Source organism: Cytobacillus sp. Hm23 (genome assembly GCF_051842895.1).
Taxonomy (GTDB): Bacteria; Bacillota; Bacilli; order Bacillales; family SM2101; genus Nanhaiella.
Genome location: NZ_JBPXRQ010000069.1, coordinates 1 through 15,461, shown reverse-complemented (window position 1 = coordinate 15,461; position 15,461 = coordinate 1). Strand labels below are relative to the sequence as shown.

Genomic DNA, 15,461 nt, shown 5'->3' with positions numbered 1-15,461 from the left:
GGCACGCCGCCAGCGTTCGTCCTGAGCCAGGATCAAACTCTCCAATAAAGTTTGATTGCTCATTTGTTCAAAAAAATTAACGTTGACGCTTTTGTTTTGTTTAGTTTTCAAAGAACTTTATTAAAACGACTTAATTATCATATCACTTCAGTCAGTTTGTGTCAACACTTTTTTAATTCAATGTGTTGTCTGAAGCAGCGACAAGAAATAATATATCATATATTGAATAATAGTGTCAATTGGTTTTACAAAAAAAAAAATAAACAACCATCTATTGTTATACACTCGGTAATACGAATAGTTGGATAATAATTAGAGCTGTTAAGCCTGGAATGCCTAAAAAGCCCGATATAGCGGATGTAATAAAGTTTATCGGTATATGTAATCCTAAACTAGCCCCAAAAGCATTTAAGAAAAATAAAAATAAAGCACCAATTAATAGTTTAATAAACCCTTGCCCTATCATACGTAACGGTTTTATCGGAGCACCTACTAATAATAATAGCACGATAATAAATATAAAAATTGATATTACAAGAATAGGTTCCATTCCTATACCTCTCCTCTATTGTTTTTACTACAATATATTGAACAAGCATAGGAAAAAGAACTTATGGTAGGAAAAAACACTTAACTTGTAATATATATTTCGTATAATTTATTTTCGGACATTGAACCAAATACATATATAACAAGTGTGCTTGGCACCCTTTCGTCTTTCAAAGCGGTGATAATAACATAAATCTACGCCAATATGATCTTATATAGTAAAAATAGCATCAAATTTTACTATATGAGTGTTACAACTAAACATTTATGTGAATTTAGCCATTGAAACTTGTCGATTTTTTGCTTCTCTTAGAAGGAAAAAATAAGTAGATTCAATAATCTTAAGATCATTAAGAAGCTCTCTTGATGGCTCAACACTTTTTTCAACCATCTTCTTATGATGTTCCCAATCCTCTTTCACTTCTTCAATTGTCTTAATAAGGGATTTATCGCATTGCTTACGTAACTTACCTTTTCTTAGAAAAAACATACTTAAACACCTCATCAAGTAGCCTTCACTGAGCTTTGATTATTATTGCTAGAGCTCTCTTCTACCCTCTAATGCTTTAGAAAGAGTTACCTCATCCGCATATTCTAAATCTCCACCAACAGGGAGGCCATGGGCAATTCTAGTCATTTTTATATTAGCTGGCTTTAACAACCTAGATATATACATGGCAGTAGCTTCACCTTCTATATTAGGATTAGTTGCCAATATTATTTCTTGTATCTCATCGTCTTGTAGTCTCTTTAACAGCTCAGGAATTTTTATATCTTCTGGTCCAATACCATCCATAGGTGATATAGCTCCATGCAAAACATGGTACAATCCATTGTATTCTTTCATTTTTTCCATTGCGATTACATCTTTTGGGTCTTGAAGTACACAAATAACACTTCGATCGCGGCGCTCATCTTCACATATATAACATGGATCTTGGTCAGTAATATGGCCACACTTAGAGCAATACGTTAAATTTCTTTTGGCGTTGACTAAAGCTTTAGCAAAGTCAAGCACAACATCTTCTTTCATATTTAACACAAAAAAAGCCAGACGAACGGCCGTTTTTGGACCTATCCCTGGCAGTTTCATAAAACTATCGATTAGTTTTGATATTGGTTCAGGATAATGCATAGGATAACCTCCCAGATAAGAAAAAGCGCAAAGCGCCAGTTTATATACAATAACCATATGACGAGTTGTCAAGAAGGTGCGGTTCTACTAATTTGGTAACGGGATTGTAGCAAGTCAATTTCAATCATTGTTAGCGTCCTATTTATCCCAACAAGTAGTAAATCCGATTATTAAAAGGTAATTTTCACCGTTTAATAATCGGAAAATTAATCTCTCTAGAACATTCCACCTGGTAAGTTCAATCCTTTAGTGAATTGTCCCATCGTATCATTAGTCATCTCTTCTACTTTCTTTAAGGCTTCATTTGTTGCAGCAAGTACAAGATCTTGAAGCATTTCAATGTCTTCAGGGTCTACAACCTCTTCTTTAATTACCACATCGATGACCTCTTTATGGCCATTAACAGTAACTGTTACCATCCCTCCACCAGCTGTTCCTTCAATCGTCTTTTCACCTAGTTCTTCTTGAGCTTTTTGCATATCCTTTTGCATTTTTTGCATTTGTTTCATCATTTTTTGCATATTTCCCATTCCACGCATTATTGTATTCCTCCTTATATAATTCTATCTATTCTTTCATCTCAATGAGATGATCACCAACTAGTTTTTTAGCCTCTGTAACAAGTAAGTCCTCTTCATTTTCATTATCTTCTTCATCTCTTTGACCACGAATATACTCTTCTCTGATTTCTGACCATTTTTCTTCTGGGACACCAACCAATTCAAAACGCTTTCCGACCATCTCAATTAATATACCATCAACATTATCACGAATATTATTATTATTTTCCGCGACCATTTTACAATGGATTTCGTATTTGAATTTTAACACAAAGGCATCATTTGAGGCAGCGACAGGTTCACTATCATTTAATAAAGCTGCATGAGAAACCTTATTTTGTTTTCTTAACAAGTCTAACATATCGCCCCAACGACTTTTAATTAATTGGAGGTCTTGTTTAGTAGCATTATTCAAAATTTCCTGAATGCGACCAGTCGGTGTTTTGTAGCCGCTTTTTCTTGTTCCTTTTTGTGATCGCTTTTCTTGTGATGAATCTGTTTGTTGTGCATGAGTATGTTGAGAACTAACTTTTATTTGGTTTAGCTCTGATTCTAGCTGTTCTATTTTTGACATTAATGAATCAATTTCCGGCAATTGCGTTATCGCCTTAGGCTCTTCAAGTTGGCAGAGCTTTACTATCGTTACCTCTAAAAATATGCGAGGATGATTTGTCCACTTCATGTCTTGTTGGCTTTTATTTAATCGATCAATCATCGTGTAAATTTCAGAAGACCTAAAATTGTCAGCCAGTTGCTTAAATTGGTCATCAATTGTTATTCGTTCAAGAACATTTTCCAGATTTGGGGCTGTTTTATATAGTAGCATATCACGAAAGTACATGATTACATCTTCAACAAACCTCATTGGATCTTTACCTTGATTCATTAACGAATCTAGCGATTTAAGCCCTTTGGATACATCTCTATCTTTTAAGGCGGCAACGATATCAGCGATAAAAGACTGCGAAACAGATCCTGTAATCGTTAGCACGTCATCCAGCTGAACTTCTTCCCCACTAAAAGATAATGCTTGATCTAACAAACTTAATGCATCCCGCATTCCACCTTCTGCTACTCTTGCAATTGCGTGTAACGCATCATCTTTCACAATCACCTGTTGATTTTGAAGAATAGTTTTCAACCTAAAGGTAATTGTTTGTGGTGATATTCTTTTTAAATCAAACCTTTGACACCTCGAAATAATAGTTAATGGTATTTTGTGAGGCTCTGTTGTAGCTAAAATAAAAATAACGTGCTCTGGCGGTTCTTCCAAAGTTTTCAATAACGCATTGAATGCACCTATAGATAACATATGCACTTCATCAATAATGTACACTTTATATCTAACTGCACTCGGTACATACTTCACCTTATCTCTTATATCTCTAATTTCATCTACTCCGTTATTAGATGCTGCATCAATTTCAATAACATCAGAAATTGATCCATCTGATATGCCGCGACAACTACTGCATTCATTACACGGGTCTGCAATAGGGGCTTTTTGACAATTTACTGCTTTAGCTATAATTTTTGCAATAGTTGTTTTTCCGGTACCGCGAGGGCCAGAAAAAAGATACGCATGTGAAAATTTTTGCTGGAGCAGTGCATTTTGAAGTGTTTTCGTAACGTGGTCCTGACCAACTACATCATGAAATTGTTGTGGTCTCCAAACACGATATAAAGCTTGGTAACTCAAAAACACGCCCCCCTTCACATTTTTATCTTATTCATTATACCTTACTTAATTAATCATTTTCAAAGTGAAAGATAAATCTTTTTATTTAATTATACAAAAAACTCACTCTTAGAGAGTGAGTTTTATTTGTATAATAACTGCCGTGCACCTTCCCTTGATTAGTCATCCTAGGCGTTACTTAAGCAGTTAGCTCGGTCTAGGCAACCCCACGGCACATGAGAGCTTCCGCTTACTGCTGCTTCCTTCCGGACCTGACAGGGTTCACGGATTCCCATTGCGTGGGACCCAGACGTCAACACCACTTACTTAAGTCAGACCCTAAAATGGACTAACCGCAAGAAGGGATTCGGCCTCGCTAGAGCGGATTGCGAGTATAGGGCACCGCTACCTCCCCGCTTAGCACGGCAAAATTGAAACCAAATATTATATGCATTGTTACCAACGCAATTATTAGTATAAAGCCTTTAGCGAAAAATTGCAATGAAATACACACTGTAAATTATATGAAAATTGTTTTTTTGTTAACTTTCTTTCATTTTTTTCTCTTTATTCCTTTTTCGTATATTATTAAAAAAAGTTGTTAAGATAGAACCACATTCTTTCTCCAATATTCCTCTTTCAACTTCTACTTGATGGTTGAACCTTTTCTCGTCTAAAAGATTCATGATTGTTCCAGCACAACCTCCCTTTGGATCTTTGGCACCATAAACTACCCTTTGAATTCTTGACAAAACAATGGCTCCAGCACACATCGGACATGGTTCTAGCGTAACATATAACGTCGTATTTTCTAGTCTCCAAGATCCTATACTTTTACATGCTTCGTCAATTGCAAGTAATTCGGCATGGGCTAATGATCTTTGTTCTCTTTCACGTAAATTAAATGCGGAAGCAATAATTTCATTATCTTTCACAATTACAGCACCAATAGGAACCTCATTTATTTGTTCAGCTTTCTTTGCTTCATTAAGAGCAAGGCGCATGTAATATTCGTCTTTATCCATTCTTTATCTCCTTGTCATATAGTGGGCAAAGGCTATGGGCCTTCCCGAAAAGTGGTACATCTATTCGCTCGAATTCACCTTTTTCCTTCGGGCGTTATTATGAAACGAATTGCTTTGAGAGGATTGGTGCTGTACTTAATATCTAGGGACTCATAGTCCAAATAACTAAACAAATAAATTCAACAAGCGATACAGGTAAGTCATCTTAAAATTAAGTACTTTAAGAGAACTTCCATTATAAGGGCTGTTTTCGAATTAATTTTTGCTTTTCATTCTATTATTAAGCACGTATATATCTAGTGTGCGAGGCATTTTTTCTATTTATATTTATTGAGCTCCTTTAAAACACTTCATACTTCCCATTTTAGTATAACAACATGGTTTACGAAAAGAGCTTTAAATAAATAATATATGTTACATTAAACAGTAGTCTCTTTCGTTCCTTTCATATATAATTTACCAATGATAATATCCAAAAGCTAATATAATTATTTTTATTTCCCAACAATTTCTTTCAGATTGTCACACCGTGAAATGATTCACTGTGATAAAATACAATTTGTCAGTTTTTTGATCGTACGTTTGGTTGTTATTCAAAATGCATATGCATTTTAATCTTCTCCCTACATGATAGAAGCTTAATATTTCAAACCTCGTACATGAATATAACTCGAATTCAAAGCAGGATTTTCTTTACCTTTTAAGAGGGGGACAACTTAATGAAACAAACACCTTTTATAACAGTAGAGGGCCCGATCGGTGTCGGGAAAACTTCACTCGCAAAAGCAATTGAAAATCATTTTAACATCCATTTATTAAAAGAAATCGTTGATGAGAATCCTTTTTTAGGGAAATTTTATGAAGATATTGACGAGTGGAGCTTTCAGTTGGAAATGTTCTTTCTTTGTAATCGGTACAAACAACTTGAAGACATTGAACAAAAGTATATAAGAAAAAATAAAGCAGTAGTATCTGATTATCATATTTTCAAGAACTTAATCTTTGCTGAACGCACGCTGAAACATCACCAACTTACTAAATATATTCAAGTATACAATATCTTAACTGCGGATTTGCCTACTCCAAATGTAGTTATTTACTTACATGCAAGTTTAGATACATTACTTAATAGAATTAATATGCGTGGTAGAGACATTGAAAAAAATATTGAGCCTAGCTATTTAGAACAATTATGTAGTGATTACGAACAAGCAATGGAACAATTTGAACGTGAAAATCCTACAATTCCAGTTCTCCGCTTTAATGGTGATCAACTCGACTTCGTCCAAAATCAAAATGATTTAGAAATGATTCTTAACATACTACAACAGACTTTACTAAAAGGAGCAGAATTCAATGAATTTGCGAGAAAAATATGAAATACCAAATGATGCTGTTATTACAATAGCAGGTACAGTGGGTGTAGGTAAATCAACGATGACAAATTCGTTAGCTAACGCTTTACAATTCCGTACATCCTTTGAAAAGGTTGATTCAAACCCTTATTTAGATAAATTTTATAGTGATTTTAATAAGTGGAGCTTTCACTTGCAAATTTATTTTTTAGCAGAACGTTTTAAAGAACAGAAGAAAATATTTGAATACGGTGGAGGATTTATACAAGACCGTTCTATTTACGAAGATACAGGTATTTTTGCAAATATGCATTACGAAAAAGGAACAATGTCTGCTGTAGACTATGAAACATATACAAACCTTTTTGAAGCAATGGTGATGACACCTTATTTCCCGCATCCTGACTTGTTAATCTACCTTGAAGGAAGCTTAGATGATATTATTTCTCGGATACAAGAGCGTGGTCGACCAATGGAACAACAAACACCTATTGAGTATTGGAAAGAAATGCACGAACGATATGAAAATTGGATAAACAATTTTAATGCGTGTCCAGTTTTACGCATTAATATCAATGATTATGACATCATTTCAAACAAGCAGTCAATTGAGCCTATTATTGAACGAATATCAACGTTTATAAAACATTCAAGGGTGTTAACTAAATAGCAACAAAAAAACGAGCAATGGATTGCTCGTTTTTTATATGTAATTACGTATGAATTATGAGGGGCGTTGCCGTAATGACGATCACAATTCAAAAATTATACTAAAAAATTCGTTACATGTGTAACGAATTCAACAGATCTCCAATTATATTATGCGCTTGATAATTGTAATCAAAATTATGGCGGAGGAAGAGGGATTCGAACCCCCGCGGGCTTTGACACCCCTGTCGGTTTTCAAGACCGATCCCTTCAGCCGGACTTGGGTATTCCTCCGTATCGACAAGAATTAATATACCATATGATAATCAAGCCTGTCAATATAAATTAAAAACTTTTTTGAGGAGAGTTTTCACTCTCCTCTATTTATTCTACTTACTATTGTTTTAGTAATAAACAATTTGCTCACTTACATTAAATGTACCGTTTCTTCCTTACAATAAACTTATTTCCCCACCGTAGTTACTAGCCAATTACCTCTTTATTTCTCATATAAGGACGTAATACCTCTGGAATAATGACTGTTCCGTCTTGTTGTTGATAATTCTCTAGTATTGCAGAAACTGTACGTCCAATAGCTAACCCAGATCCATTTAACGTATGAACATGCTCTGGTTTTCCTTTTTTATCACGGCGGAATCTAATGTTTGCACGACGAGCTTGAAATGCCTCGAAATTACTACAAGATGAAATTTCACGGAATGTTCCATAGCTCGGCAGCCATACTTCAATATCATACTTTTTCGCAGCTGTAAAGCCAAGATCTGCTGTGCACATACTCATCACACGGTATGGTAAACCAAGTAATTGTAGCACTTTTTCAGCATGACTAGTTATTTTTTCTAATTCTTCATATGAATGCTCTGGTTTAACAAATTTCACAAGTTCTACCTTGTTGAATTGATGCTGCCGAATAAGCCCTCTTGTATCTCTACCAGCTGATCCAGCCTCAGAACGGAAGCATGAACTATACGCTGCATAATTGATAGGGAGTTGTTCACCAGACAATATTTCATCTCTATATAAATTAGTAACGGGTACTTCCGCAGTAGGAATTAAGAAATAGTCTTCACTATCAATTAAAAAAGCATCCTCTTCAAACTTAGGAAGCTGACCAGTTCCTGTCATACTAGCGCGATTCACTAAATATGGCGTCAATAACTCCTCATATCCATGCTCTTCAACGTGTAGGTCTAGCATAAAATTCATTAAAGCTCTCTCAAGCCTTGCCCCTAAACCTTTATAAAATACAAACCGGCTACCAGTTACTTTACTAGCACGTTCAAAGTCTAAAATATTTAGACCGTCAGCTATTTCCCAATGGGGTTTGGGCTCATAAGTAAATTGAGGAACTTGCCCCCATTGACGTACCTCTACATTGTCATCCTCAGTTTCACCAACTGGGACACTCTCATGTGGAATATTAGGTATAGATAATAATAATTGTTGTAAAGTCTCCTCAACCTTACGGAGTTCAACATCAAGCTCTTTTATATGCTCTCCGACTTGTCTCATTTCAGTTATTAAATGATCTGCATCTTTTTTCTCACGTTTAAGCATTGCGACTTGTTGAGAAGCTTCATTTCTTTTACTTTTTAATTCCTCAGTTTTTACGATTAATTCACGACGATTTTGATCAAGTTCCTCAAAACGTCCTAAATCTGTTAAATCTTCGCCTCGAAACGTTAGTTTTTCTTTAATCTCTTCAAAATTTCCTCTTAATACTTTTAAATCTAACATTGTTACCCCTCCTTTAATGTAATAGCTGTTTTCATTCAGCAACAATCGACAAAGCTTGCGAAAAGGGCCTAAAAAAAACAAAAAACTCCCATCCCTATAAGAAGGGACGAGAGTTAACCCGCGTTGCCACCCTAGTTAAAGACAATGACATCATTATCTTTCACTTCAAATAAATAACGGTACTTTACCGAAAATACTTACTACCCTTAAAATAGGTTTGTTCAGTATTTTTGCTCTAGGATGGATTCACAAGTCTTCCCCATCGGTTCGCACCAACCACCGACTCTCTTTCAGAAAAAGATTCTTGTTACTATTTCCTGTCGTTGCTTCATCATTTTTAAATTGGTATACATAATTTACTATAAGTATTTTGAACTTGCAACTGTTTTATACATAATTTTTTTCTTTCGCTTCTTCAACCATACTAACAAAATAACTCATTAACCGATAATCCTCTGTTAATTCTGGGTGAAAGGAACATCCTAGAAACTGGTCCTGCCTAGCTGCTACAATTCTGTTATTATGCTTTGCTAATACCTCAACATCCTCTCCTACTGAGACGATATGAGGAGCGCGGATAAATACAGCAATAAAATCATCGGCTACGTGAGATATTGAAAGCTTTGCTTCAAAACTTTCTCTTTGGCGACCAAAAGAGTTTCTTTCTACGGTCATATCCATAACCCCAACGTGGGCTTCCTTGTAGCCAACAATTTCTTTAGCTAGCAAAATTAAACCAGCACATGTCCCAAACATAGGTTTACCTGCCGAAGCGAATTCTCTTAGTGGTTCCATAAAACTATATTTATCAATTAAACGACGCATCGTTGTACTTTCGCCCCCAGGTAAAACTAACCCCTCAACTTCATTTAATTGCTCAACCCTTTTTATCACAACAGCTTCTGCACCTGCAGCTTCTATAGCCCAAACATGCTCACGCACTGCTCCTTGAAGGCCTAAAACACCTATTTTCACCATATATACTACTCCTTAATTACCATCCACGTTCTTGCATACGATGCTCTGGTAAGATTGATGAAATTTCAATCCCTTTCATCGCTGTACCTAAACCTTTAGAAAGACTAGCAATTAACTCATAGTCTTCAAAGTGGGTTGTTGCTTCAACAATTGCACGTGCAAACTTAGCTGGATTTTCTGATTTAAATATACCCGAACCAACAAATACTCCATCAGACCCTAATTGCATCATTAACGCGGCATCCGCAGGTGTTGCGATTCCACCAGCAGCAAAGTTAACGACTGGCAATCTACCTTCATTTTTTATTTGTAAAAGAAGCTCATAAGGTGCTCCTAAATTTTTTGCTTCTGTCATTAATTCATCTACACTCATACTAGAAACTTTTCTAATTTGAGCATTTACCTTACGCATATGACGTACAGCTTCAACGATATTCCCTGTACCAGGCTCTCCTTTTGTACGAAGCATTGAAGCACCTTCGGCAATACGTCGAGTCGCTTCTCCTAAATCACGGCACCCACATACAAAAGGCACAGTATATTCTCTTTTATTTAAATGATACTCTTCATCTGCAGGTGTAAGAACTTCACTTTCATCAATATAGTCTACACCTAAAGATTCAAGTATACGTGCTTCAACAATATGGCCGATACGCGCCTTCGCCATAACTGGAATCGAAACAGCATTCATTACCTCTTCAACTATTGTTGGGTCTGCCATTCTTGCTACTCCACCAGCAGCTCTTATATCAGCAGGAACTCTCTCCAAAGCCATAACTGCCACAGCTCCAGCTTCTTCCGCTATCTTCGCTTGCTCAGCGTTTACCACGTCCATGATAACGCCACCTTTTTGCATCTCTGCCATACCACGTTTTACGCGATCAGTACCTGTATTAACCATTAATGTTGTCCTCCTTGAGCCATTATTAATCCATTGTGTATTATTTTACATTAAAAAACTAGAAAATCCTAATAGTAAATTTTCATTTTTATTAAGAAAATCGTAAACACCTTATTCATCCACAGCGTGGATTGGAATAATTTCATTTGAATATGCTTTTAACTTCGGTCGTTAGCTGAAGTTAAAGGTCATTTTCAAATTCAATATACTACACCCTTCATTCTTTAAAAGAAGGCTCCCATCAAGGGAGCCAATCATCATTTTATATGTGTTATAAATATGGTTAAAACCAACCTTTTACTGTTTCAGATACACTTGTCCATACATCTGAGAAAAAGCCACCAATTCCCCTAGTCATTAATACAAACCAGTTTGTTTTTTCTACAGCTGCTTTCGTGATGATTTCTGTTTGCAAAGTTTTTTCACCTTCTGAGGTTAAAAAACCATAACCATTGTCACCTTCGTATGAAACAGTCATCGTCCCTACTACATCACCTTTTTTAATAGGAGCAGTTAGCGCACCGTCTTCTGTTAATACTTCTTCACTAATATTAAATACAGGCTCGAACAGTTCTTCTTCACCATTTTTAATTACTGTCTTGATTGGCTTATCTGTATATACTTCAATCTCTTTTTCTTTACCCTTTACAACAGGAACAATAGCTTCCTTTTTAATTTGAAAACCTTCAGGATAGAGTTCTTGCATTTTAAAGTTAGAGAATGCAAAATCTAAAAGTTTTTCAGTTTCAATAAATCTAGCTTCTGCCATGGATTTCCCGTTTGATTTCGCGTTCATAACAACAGTGATATAACGCATGCCATCTCTTTCTGCAGTACTAGTAAAGCAATAGCCGGCTAAATCAGTAAATCCTGTTTTTATTCCGTCTACCCCTTCGTATTCATAAACTAACCCTGGAAGCATCCAGTTCCAATTAGCCATCTGAATAGGATATTCTCCCTCTTCTCGGAACACTTTTTTAGAAATACTTGCTGTTTTAATAATTTCTGGGAAATCATTAAATAACTTGTAAGCTAGTGTTGCTGTCGTTCTAGCAGACATTAAATTTTCATCGCTTTTACTTGTACCTTCAGGATGCATATCATAAAGACTATTATTATTAAGACCTGTAGAATTAACAAACTTGTAATCCTTCAAGCCAAGTTCTTTCGCTTTAGCATTCATCATCTTAACAAATTCTGTTTCTGTATTTGCAATTACTTCAGCTAAAGCTATTGTTGCACCATTAGCTGAATATATTGCCATTGCTTCATAAAGCTCTTTTACCGTATATTCTCCTCCTTGAACGAGAGGAACATTTGACAAGCTTGTATCTTGAGATATTTTATATACATAATCTGATACTTTATAATTTTGATCCCATGTTACTTTTTCTTGATCAATAGCTTCTAATAACAGATATTCTGTCATCATTTTGGTCATACTTGCAATACCTAGAATTGTATCGATATTTTTTTGATATAAAATCTTACCTGTCGAGGCTTCTACAACTATCGCTGCATCAGCTTCTATATTTAATTGATCTTCTTGAGCGTACGCACGTTGAGATGTATTCGTAAAAGTCATTAATATTATCATTGATAAAAGACTTATAATTAAGCCTTTTTGAAATCTGTTTTTCACTAAAAAACCCTCCATCATTAACATTACATAGACGTTATTGTATCATATTCTACTAAAAAAAAATAGATAGTGTTATACACACTATCTATTGACAATCATAAAACACAATTATTAAAAGCTTGATTCACATCTCATTGCATCAGTTTTACAATTTATGCAAACTTGGCTAGTAAATGAATATGCTTTAACCGATTCAATCTGTAATTCCTTTTGTCTTAGAATGTCATCCAAGCGCCCTTTTATATAGTTTTTTATCTTCGGTTGACGATCATGTATAATTTATTTAGGCTCTTTTCATAAACTTTGTTGCTATTGTTATCCAATTAGCACCAAAAAAATGGTTTAACATCGTTAGTCAATGTTGTACAGAAGAAAAGATGCCATGAATTTGGTTTTTAGTACGAAAAGCAACAATTAATGCGAAAACTGTCTTTATTTATTAACTGCTAACCTTGTTAACTCGTTGAATAGTTAGGGGACTCTTTTGTAATTTGTACATCATGCGGATGGCTTTCTCTTAAGCCTGCCCCAGTCATCCGAATAAATTGAGATTTTTCTCGAAGTGCTTCTAAATTTTGTGCACCACAATACCCCATTCCTGATCGTATACCACCGATTAGCTGATATACCGTATCTGCTAAAGGACCTTTGTATGGTAAACGACCTTCTATACCCTCAGGAACAAACTTCTTATTATCTTCTTGGAAATAACGATCTTTACTACCTTTTTCCATTGCTCCAACAGATCCCATACCACGATAAACTTTAAATCGACGGCCTTGGAATATTTCTGTCTCTCCTGGACTTTCAGTTACACCTGCAAGCAGACTACCTAACATGACCACATGCCCACCAGAAGCCAAAGCTTTAACAATATCTCCTGAATATTTTATTCCACCATCTGCAATAATCGCGACATCGTGTTTTCTAGCTTCAGTGGCACAATCATAAATTGCAGTAATTTGTGGTACACCAACTCCAGCTACTACACGAGTTGTACAAATGGAACCTGGTCCTATTCCTACTTTAACTACATTTGCACCTGCTTCAATCAAGTCCTTTGTAGCCTCAGCTGTTGCAACATTTCCAGCAATAATATCTAATTCTGGATAAGTTTCACGAATCTTCTTAACTGTATCTAACACCCCTATTGAATGACCGTGGGCAGTATCAACAACAATGACATCCACACTTGCCTTCACTAATGCTTCCACACGAAGCAATGTGTCAGCTGTAACCCCGACAGCAGCCCCTACCAATAAACGCCCTTGTTTATCTTTTGCTGAATTAGGAAACTCAATGACCTTTTCAATGTCTTTGATCGTAATTAAACCTTTTAGTACTCCTAGATTATCTACAAGAGGTAATTTCTCAATTTTGTGATGCTGTAGTATATTCTCAGCTTCTTCTAATGTCGTCCCAACCGGAGCAGTTACCAGTTCTTCCTTTGTCATAACATCAGAAATTAACATAGAATAGTCTTGGATAAAACGTAAATCACGGTTTGTAATTATACCTACAAGTTTTTGCTCCTCGTTATTATTGACGATCGGAACACCTGAAATACGGTATTTCCCCATTAAATGTTCTGCATCATACACTTGATGTTCAGGAGTTAAAAAAAACGGGTCTGAAATAACACCACTTTCAGATCGTTTTACCTTATCAACTTGCTCAGCTTGTTGTTCAATTGACATATTCTTATGAATAATACCCATTCCACCTTGGCGCGCCATAGCAATTGCCATTTCTGCTTCTGTAACTGTATCCATTCCTGCACTAATCACTGGCACGTTCAACGTTAGTTTTTTTGTAAGCTGAACTTGTAAGTTTACTTCTCTAGGTAACACTTCTGATCTAGCTGGAACTAATAATACATCATCAAACGTTAAACCTTCTTTAACAAATTTTGATTCCCACAACATCAAGTCCCCCTTTTAATAGAAAAAAATATTATTAGTAGAGTATCAACTGGATAAACTACTGTCAAGGAAGTAAAGATAAGTTAGAATTTTCAAATATATACTTATGTAATGGAGGAAGTAAATTGATAAGTAGTAAAGACATATGGCAATCATTTTCTTCATTTTTTTCTGCAGTAACGGTCAGAGATTTTTTAAATCAAAGTTATACTAAATTAAAGGTGATTGAAAATGAAAAAAGGAGCTACGAAAATTGTTACCCATTCATTTACTACATAGAACATGGGAAAAACTATTATCAACTTGCTTCTCAAGCACCATTGTCTATACAACCGGTTTTGTTATTTTACGGAATGGTACAGTTACTTAAAGCATGTTTATTAACAGTTGACCCACAATACCCTGAAACCACTTCGGTATTAGCTCATGGTGTATCAACACGAAAAAGAAAAAAACAAAGCTATGAGTTTTTATTTGATGAAGTAAAAATACAAAAAAATGGGTTGTTTTCTTGTTTTTCCGACAAAATGTTTCACATGAAACATCTTGAGGGAGAGAAGTTTTCAATGATTTCATTATTAAAAGAAGTCCCTGAGTTATATGATCTTTTTGAAATGACCAACAGCAAGCTGAATATCTGTACAGTTGCTCACAAATCAGACCAGCACTTAACATTCCCAAAAGACATTTTAGACGTGTTGCATATGACTTATAATCGCTTTACAGAACATATTAATCATACTATCCCATATAAATTGCATAATGATAAACAATATCAAAACCAAGACACTATCACCTTTACAATGGACGATAGCGAATCATTACATCCTTTAACATGCATGCCATTGAAATATCATATGACAAATGAAACTTATTATTTTTTAATTAATCGAGAACAGCCTAATAACCTATCTGAAATTATGGTCCATTATTTATTACTATATAATTTAAGCATGATTTGTCGATACGAGACAGAATGGTGGAATGAATTATTGCATTCATACGCAAGTAACGATTTCCCATTTATCCAAAGATTTTTGAGCATTACAACTACTAAAGCACCATTTCTACTTTTACAATTCTTATTGAAAAACACATATAAATAAGAATTACCATCAATAACTTGGACCTTATCTTAAGAAGGCAGTGAGAAAAGAAGACAGCAAAAAACACAGAGCAGTTCTCTGTGTTTTTTAATTGCCTGGCAACGTCCTACTCTCACAGGGGGAAACCCCCAACTACCATCGGCGCTGAAGAGCTTAACTTCCGTGTTCGGTATGGGAACGGGTGTGACCTCTTCGCTATCGCCA

14 protein-coding genes, 1 tRNA gene, 1 rRNA gene, 1 other RNA gene and 1 other annotated feature are annotated in these 15,461 nt (G+C 35.3%); of the genes, 3 read left to right on the top strand and 14 right to left on the bottom strand.

The genetic code is table 11. The features are described 5' to 3' along the window. Positions 1–277: 277 nt before the first annotated feature. The 7 genes from ACSVDA_RS23765 to tadA form a co-directional block, all read right to left on the bottom strand. A complete protein-coding gene (locus ACSVDA_RS23765; RefSeq protein ID WP_214484747.1) occupies positions 278–550 on the bottom strand; it encodes a pro-sigmaK processing inhibitor BofA family protein in 273 nt (90 codons plus the stop codon). 264 nt (positions 551–814) lie between these two features. Then, entirely contained in the window at positions 815–1,039 is a 225-nt protein-coding gene (locus ACSVDA_RS23760; protein WP_485886739.1) for a YaaL family protein, read from the bottom strand. Positions 1,040–1,087: 48 nt separating this feature from the next. Continuing rightward, entirely contained in the window at positions 1,088–1,684 is a 597-nt protein-coding gene (gene recR / locus ACSVDA_RS23755; protein ID WP_214484749.1) for a recombination mediator RecR, read from the bottom strand. Between the two features lie 215 nt (positions 1,685–1,899). Next, a complete protein-coding gene (locus ACSVDA_RS23750) occupies positions 1,900–2,223 on the bottom strand; it encodes a YbaB/EbfC family nucleoid-associated protein (protein ID WP_485886737.1) in 324 nt (107 codons plus the stop codon). A 28-nt stretch (positions 2,224–2,251) separates the two neighbouring features. Beyond that, positions 2,252–3,943, bottom strand: a complete 1,692-nt coding sequence (gene dnaX, locus ACSVDA_RS23745; protein WP_485886735.1) for a DNA polymerase III subunit gamma/tau — start codon at positions 3,941–3,943, stop codon at positions 2,252–2,254. A 140-nt stretch (positions 3,944–4,083) separates the two neighbouring features. Beyond that, positions 4,084–4,348, bottom strand: an RNA gene (ffs, locus tag ACSVDA_RS23740) — signal recognition particle sRNA large type. Positions 4,349–4,464: 116 nt separating this feature from the next. Beyond that, positions 4,465–4,947 (bottom strand): tRNA adenosine(34) deaminase TadA, encoded by a 483-nt coding sequence (tadA, locus tag ACSVDA_RS23735; RefSeq protein WP_485886733.1) that lies wholly within the window; start codon positions 4,945–4,947, stop codon positions 4,465–4,467. Between the two features lie 719 nt (positions 4,948–5,666). On the opposite strand from tadA, the gene ACSVDA_RS23730 reads away from it, so the two are divergent. Together ACSVDA_RS23730 and ACSVDA_RS23725 are read left to right on the top strand one after the other, a co-directional pair. After that, the gene (locus ACSVDA_RS23730) at positions 5,667–6,326 is read left to right on the top strand and encodes a deoxynucleoside kinase (RefSeq protein WP_485886731.1); all 660 of its coding nucleotides are present in this window, start codon (positions 5,667–5,669) and stop codon (positions 6,324–6,326) included. Next, positions 6,304–6,972 (top strand): deoxynucleoside kinase, encoded by a 669-nt coding sequence (locus ACSVDA_RS23725; RefSeq protein WP_320211530.1) that lies wholly within the window; start codon positions 6,304–6,306, stop codon positions 6,970–6,972. The genes ACSVDA_RS23730 and ACSVDA_RS23725 overlap by 23 nt, the downstream gene beginning before the upstream one ends. Positions 6,973–7,151: 179 nt before the next feature. Here the strand turns inward: ACSVDA_RS23725 and ACSVDA_RS23720 are convergent. From ACSVDA_RS23720 to guaB, 6 genes are all read right to left on the bottom strand, one after another. Beyond that, positions 7,152–7,244, bottom strand: a tRNA-Ser gene (locus ACSVDA_RS23720). Positions 7,245–7,433: 189 nt separating this feature from the next. Next, entirely contained in the window at positions 7,434–8,708 is a 1,275-nt protein-coding gene (gene serS, locus ACSVDA_RS23715) for a serine--tRNA ligase (RefSeq protein WP_485886729.1), read from the bottom strand. Positions 8,709–8,807: 99 nt separating this feature from the next. After that, positions 8,808–9,041: a binding site (T-box leader), on the bottom strand. Between the two features lie 54 nt (positions 9,042–9,095). After that, positions 9,096–9,686, bottom strand: a complete 591-nt coding sequence (gene pdxT, locus ACSVDA_RS23710; RefSeq protein ID WP_485886727.1) for a pyridoxal 5'-phosphate synthase glutaminase subunit PdxT — start codon at positions 9,684–9,686, stop codon at positions 9,096–9,098. A 16-nt stretch (positions 9,687–9,702) separates the two neighbouring features. Continuing rightward, positions 9,703–10,587: a pyridoxal 5'-phosphate synthase lyase subunit PdxS gene (gene pdxS, locus ACSVDA_RS23705; protein WP_485886725.1), complete on the bottom strand. Its 885-nt coding sequence runs from the start codon at positions 10,585–10,587 to the stop codon at positions 9,703–9,705. 283 nt (positions 10,588–10,870) lie between these two features. Continuing rightward, positions 10,871–12,244, bottom strand: a complete 1,374-nt coding sequence (locus tag ACSVDA_RS23700; protein ID WP_485886741.1) for a serine hydrolase — start codon at positions 12,242–12,244, stop codon at positions 10,871–10,873. 440 nt (positions 12,245–12,684) lie between these two features. After that, positions 12,685–14,151, bottom strand: coding sequence for an IMP dehydrogenase (gene guaB / locus ACSVDA_RS23695; RefSeq protein WP_485886723.1), 1,467 nt, complete (start codon positions 14,149–14,151; stop codon positions 12,685–12,687). Positions 14,152–14,276: 125 nt separating this feature from the next. On the opposite strand from guaB, the gene ACSVDA_RS23690 reads away from it, so the two are divergent. Continuing rightward, on the top strand, positions 14,277–15,257 hold the full coding sequence (locus ACSVDA_RS23690) for a YaaC family protein (RefSeq protein WP_485886721.1): 981 nt from the start codon (positions 14,277–14,279) through the stop codon (positions 15,255–15,257). Positions 15,258–15,350: 93 nt separating this feature from the next. Here the strand turns inward: ACSVDA_RS23690 and rrf are convergent. Next, positions 15,351–15,461 (bottom strand): 5S ribosomal RNA (gene rrf / locus ACSVDA_RS23685); the annotation flags it as partial.

What these genes read in the sequence shown, in the direction of transcription:
- ACSVDA_RS23765 (WP_214484747.1), bottom strand. Translation starts at nt 550, where the DNA reads ATGGAACCTATTCTTGTAATATCAATTTTTATATTTATTATCGTGCTA.
- ACSVDA_RS23760 (WP_485886739.1), bottom strand. Translation starts at nt 1,039, where the DNA reads ATGTTTTTTCTAAGAAAAGGTAAGTTACGTAAGCAATGCGATAAATCC.
- recR (WP_214484749.1), bottom strand. Translation starts at nt 1,684, where the DNA reads ATGCATTATCCTGAACCAATATCAAAACTAATCGATAGTTTTATGAAA.
- ACSVDA_RS23750 (WP_485886737.1), bottom strand. Translation starts at nt 2,223, where the DNA reads ATGCGTGGAATGGGAAATATGCAAAAAATGATGAAACAAATGCAAAAA.
- tadA (WP_485886733.1), bottom strand. Translation starts at nt 4,947, where the DNA reads ATGGATAAAGACGAATATTACATGCGCCTTGCTCTTAATGAAGCAAAG.
- ACSVDA_RS23730 (WP_485886731.1), top strand. Translation starts at nt 5,667, where the DNA reads ATGAAACAAACACCTTTTATAACAGTAGAGGGCCCGATCGGTGTCGGG.
- ACSVDA_RS23725 (WP_320211530.1), top strand. Translation starts at nt 6,304, where the DNA reads ATGAATTTGCGAGAAAAATATGAAATACCAAATGATGCTGTTATTACA.
- serS (WP_485886729.1), bottom strand. Translation starts at nt 8,708, where the DNA reads ATGTTAGATTTAAAAGTATTAAGAGGAAATTTTGAAGAGATTAAAGAA.
- pdxT (WP_485886727.1), bottom strand. Translation starts at nt 9,686, where the DNA reads ATGGTGAAAATAGGTGTTTTAGGCCTTCAAGGAGCAGTGCGTGAGCAT.
- pdxS (WP_485886725.1), bottom strand. Translation starts at nt 10,587, where the DNA reads ATGGTTAATACAGGTACTGATCGCGTAAAACGTGGTATGGCAGAGATG.
- ACSVDA_RS23700 (WP_485886741.1), bottom strand. Translation starts at nt 12,244, where the DNA reads ATGGAGGGTTTTTTAGTGAAAAACAGATTTCAAAAAGGCTTAATTATA.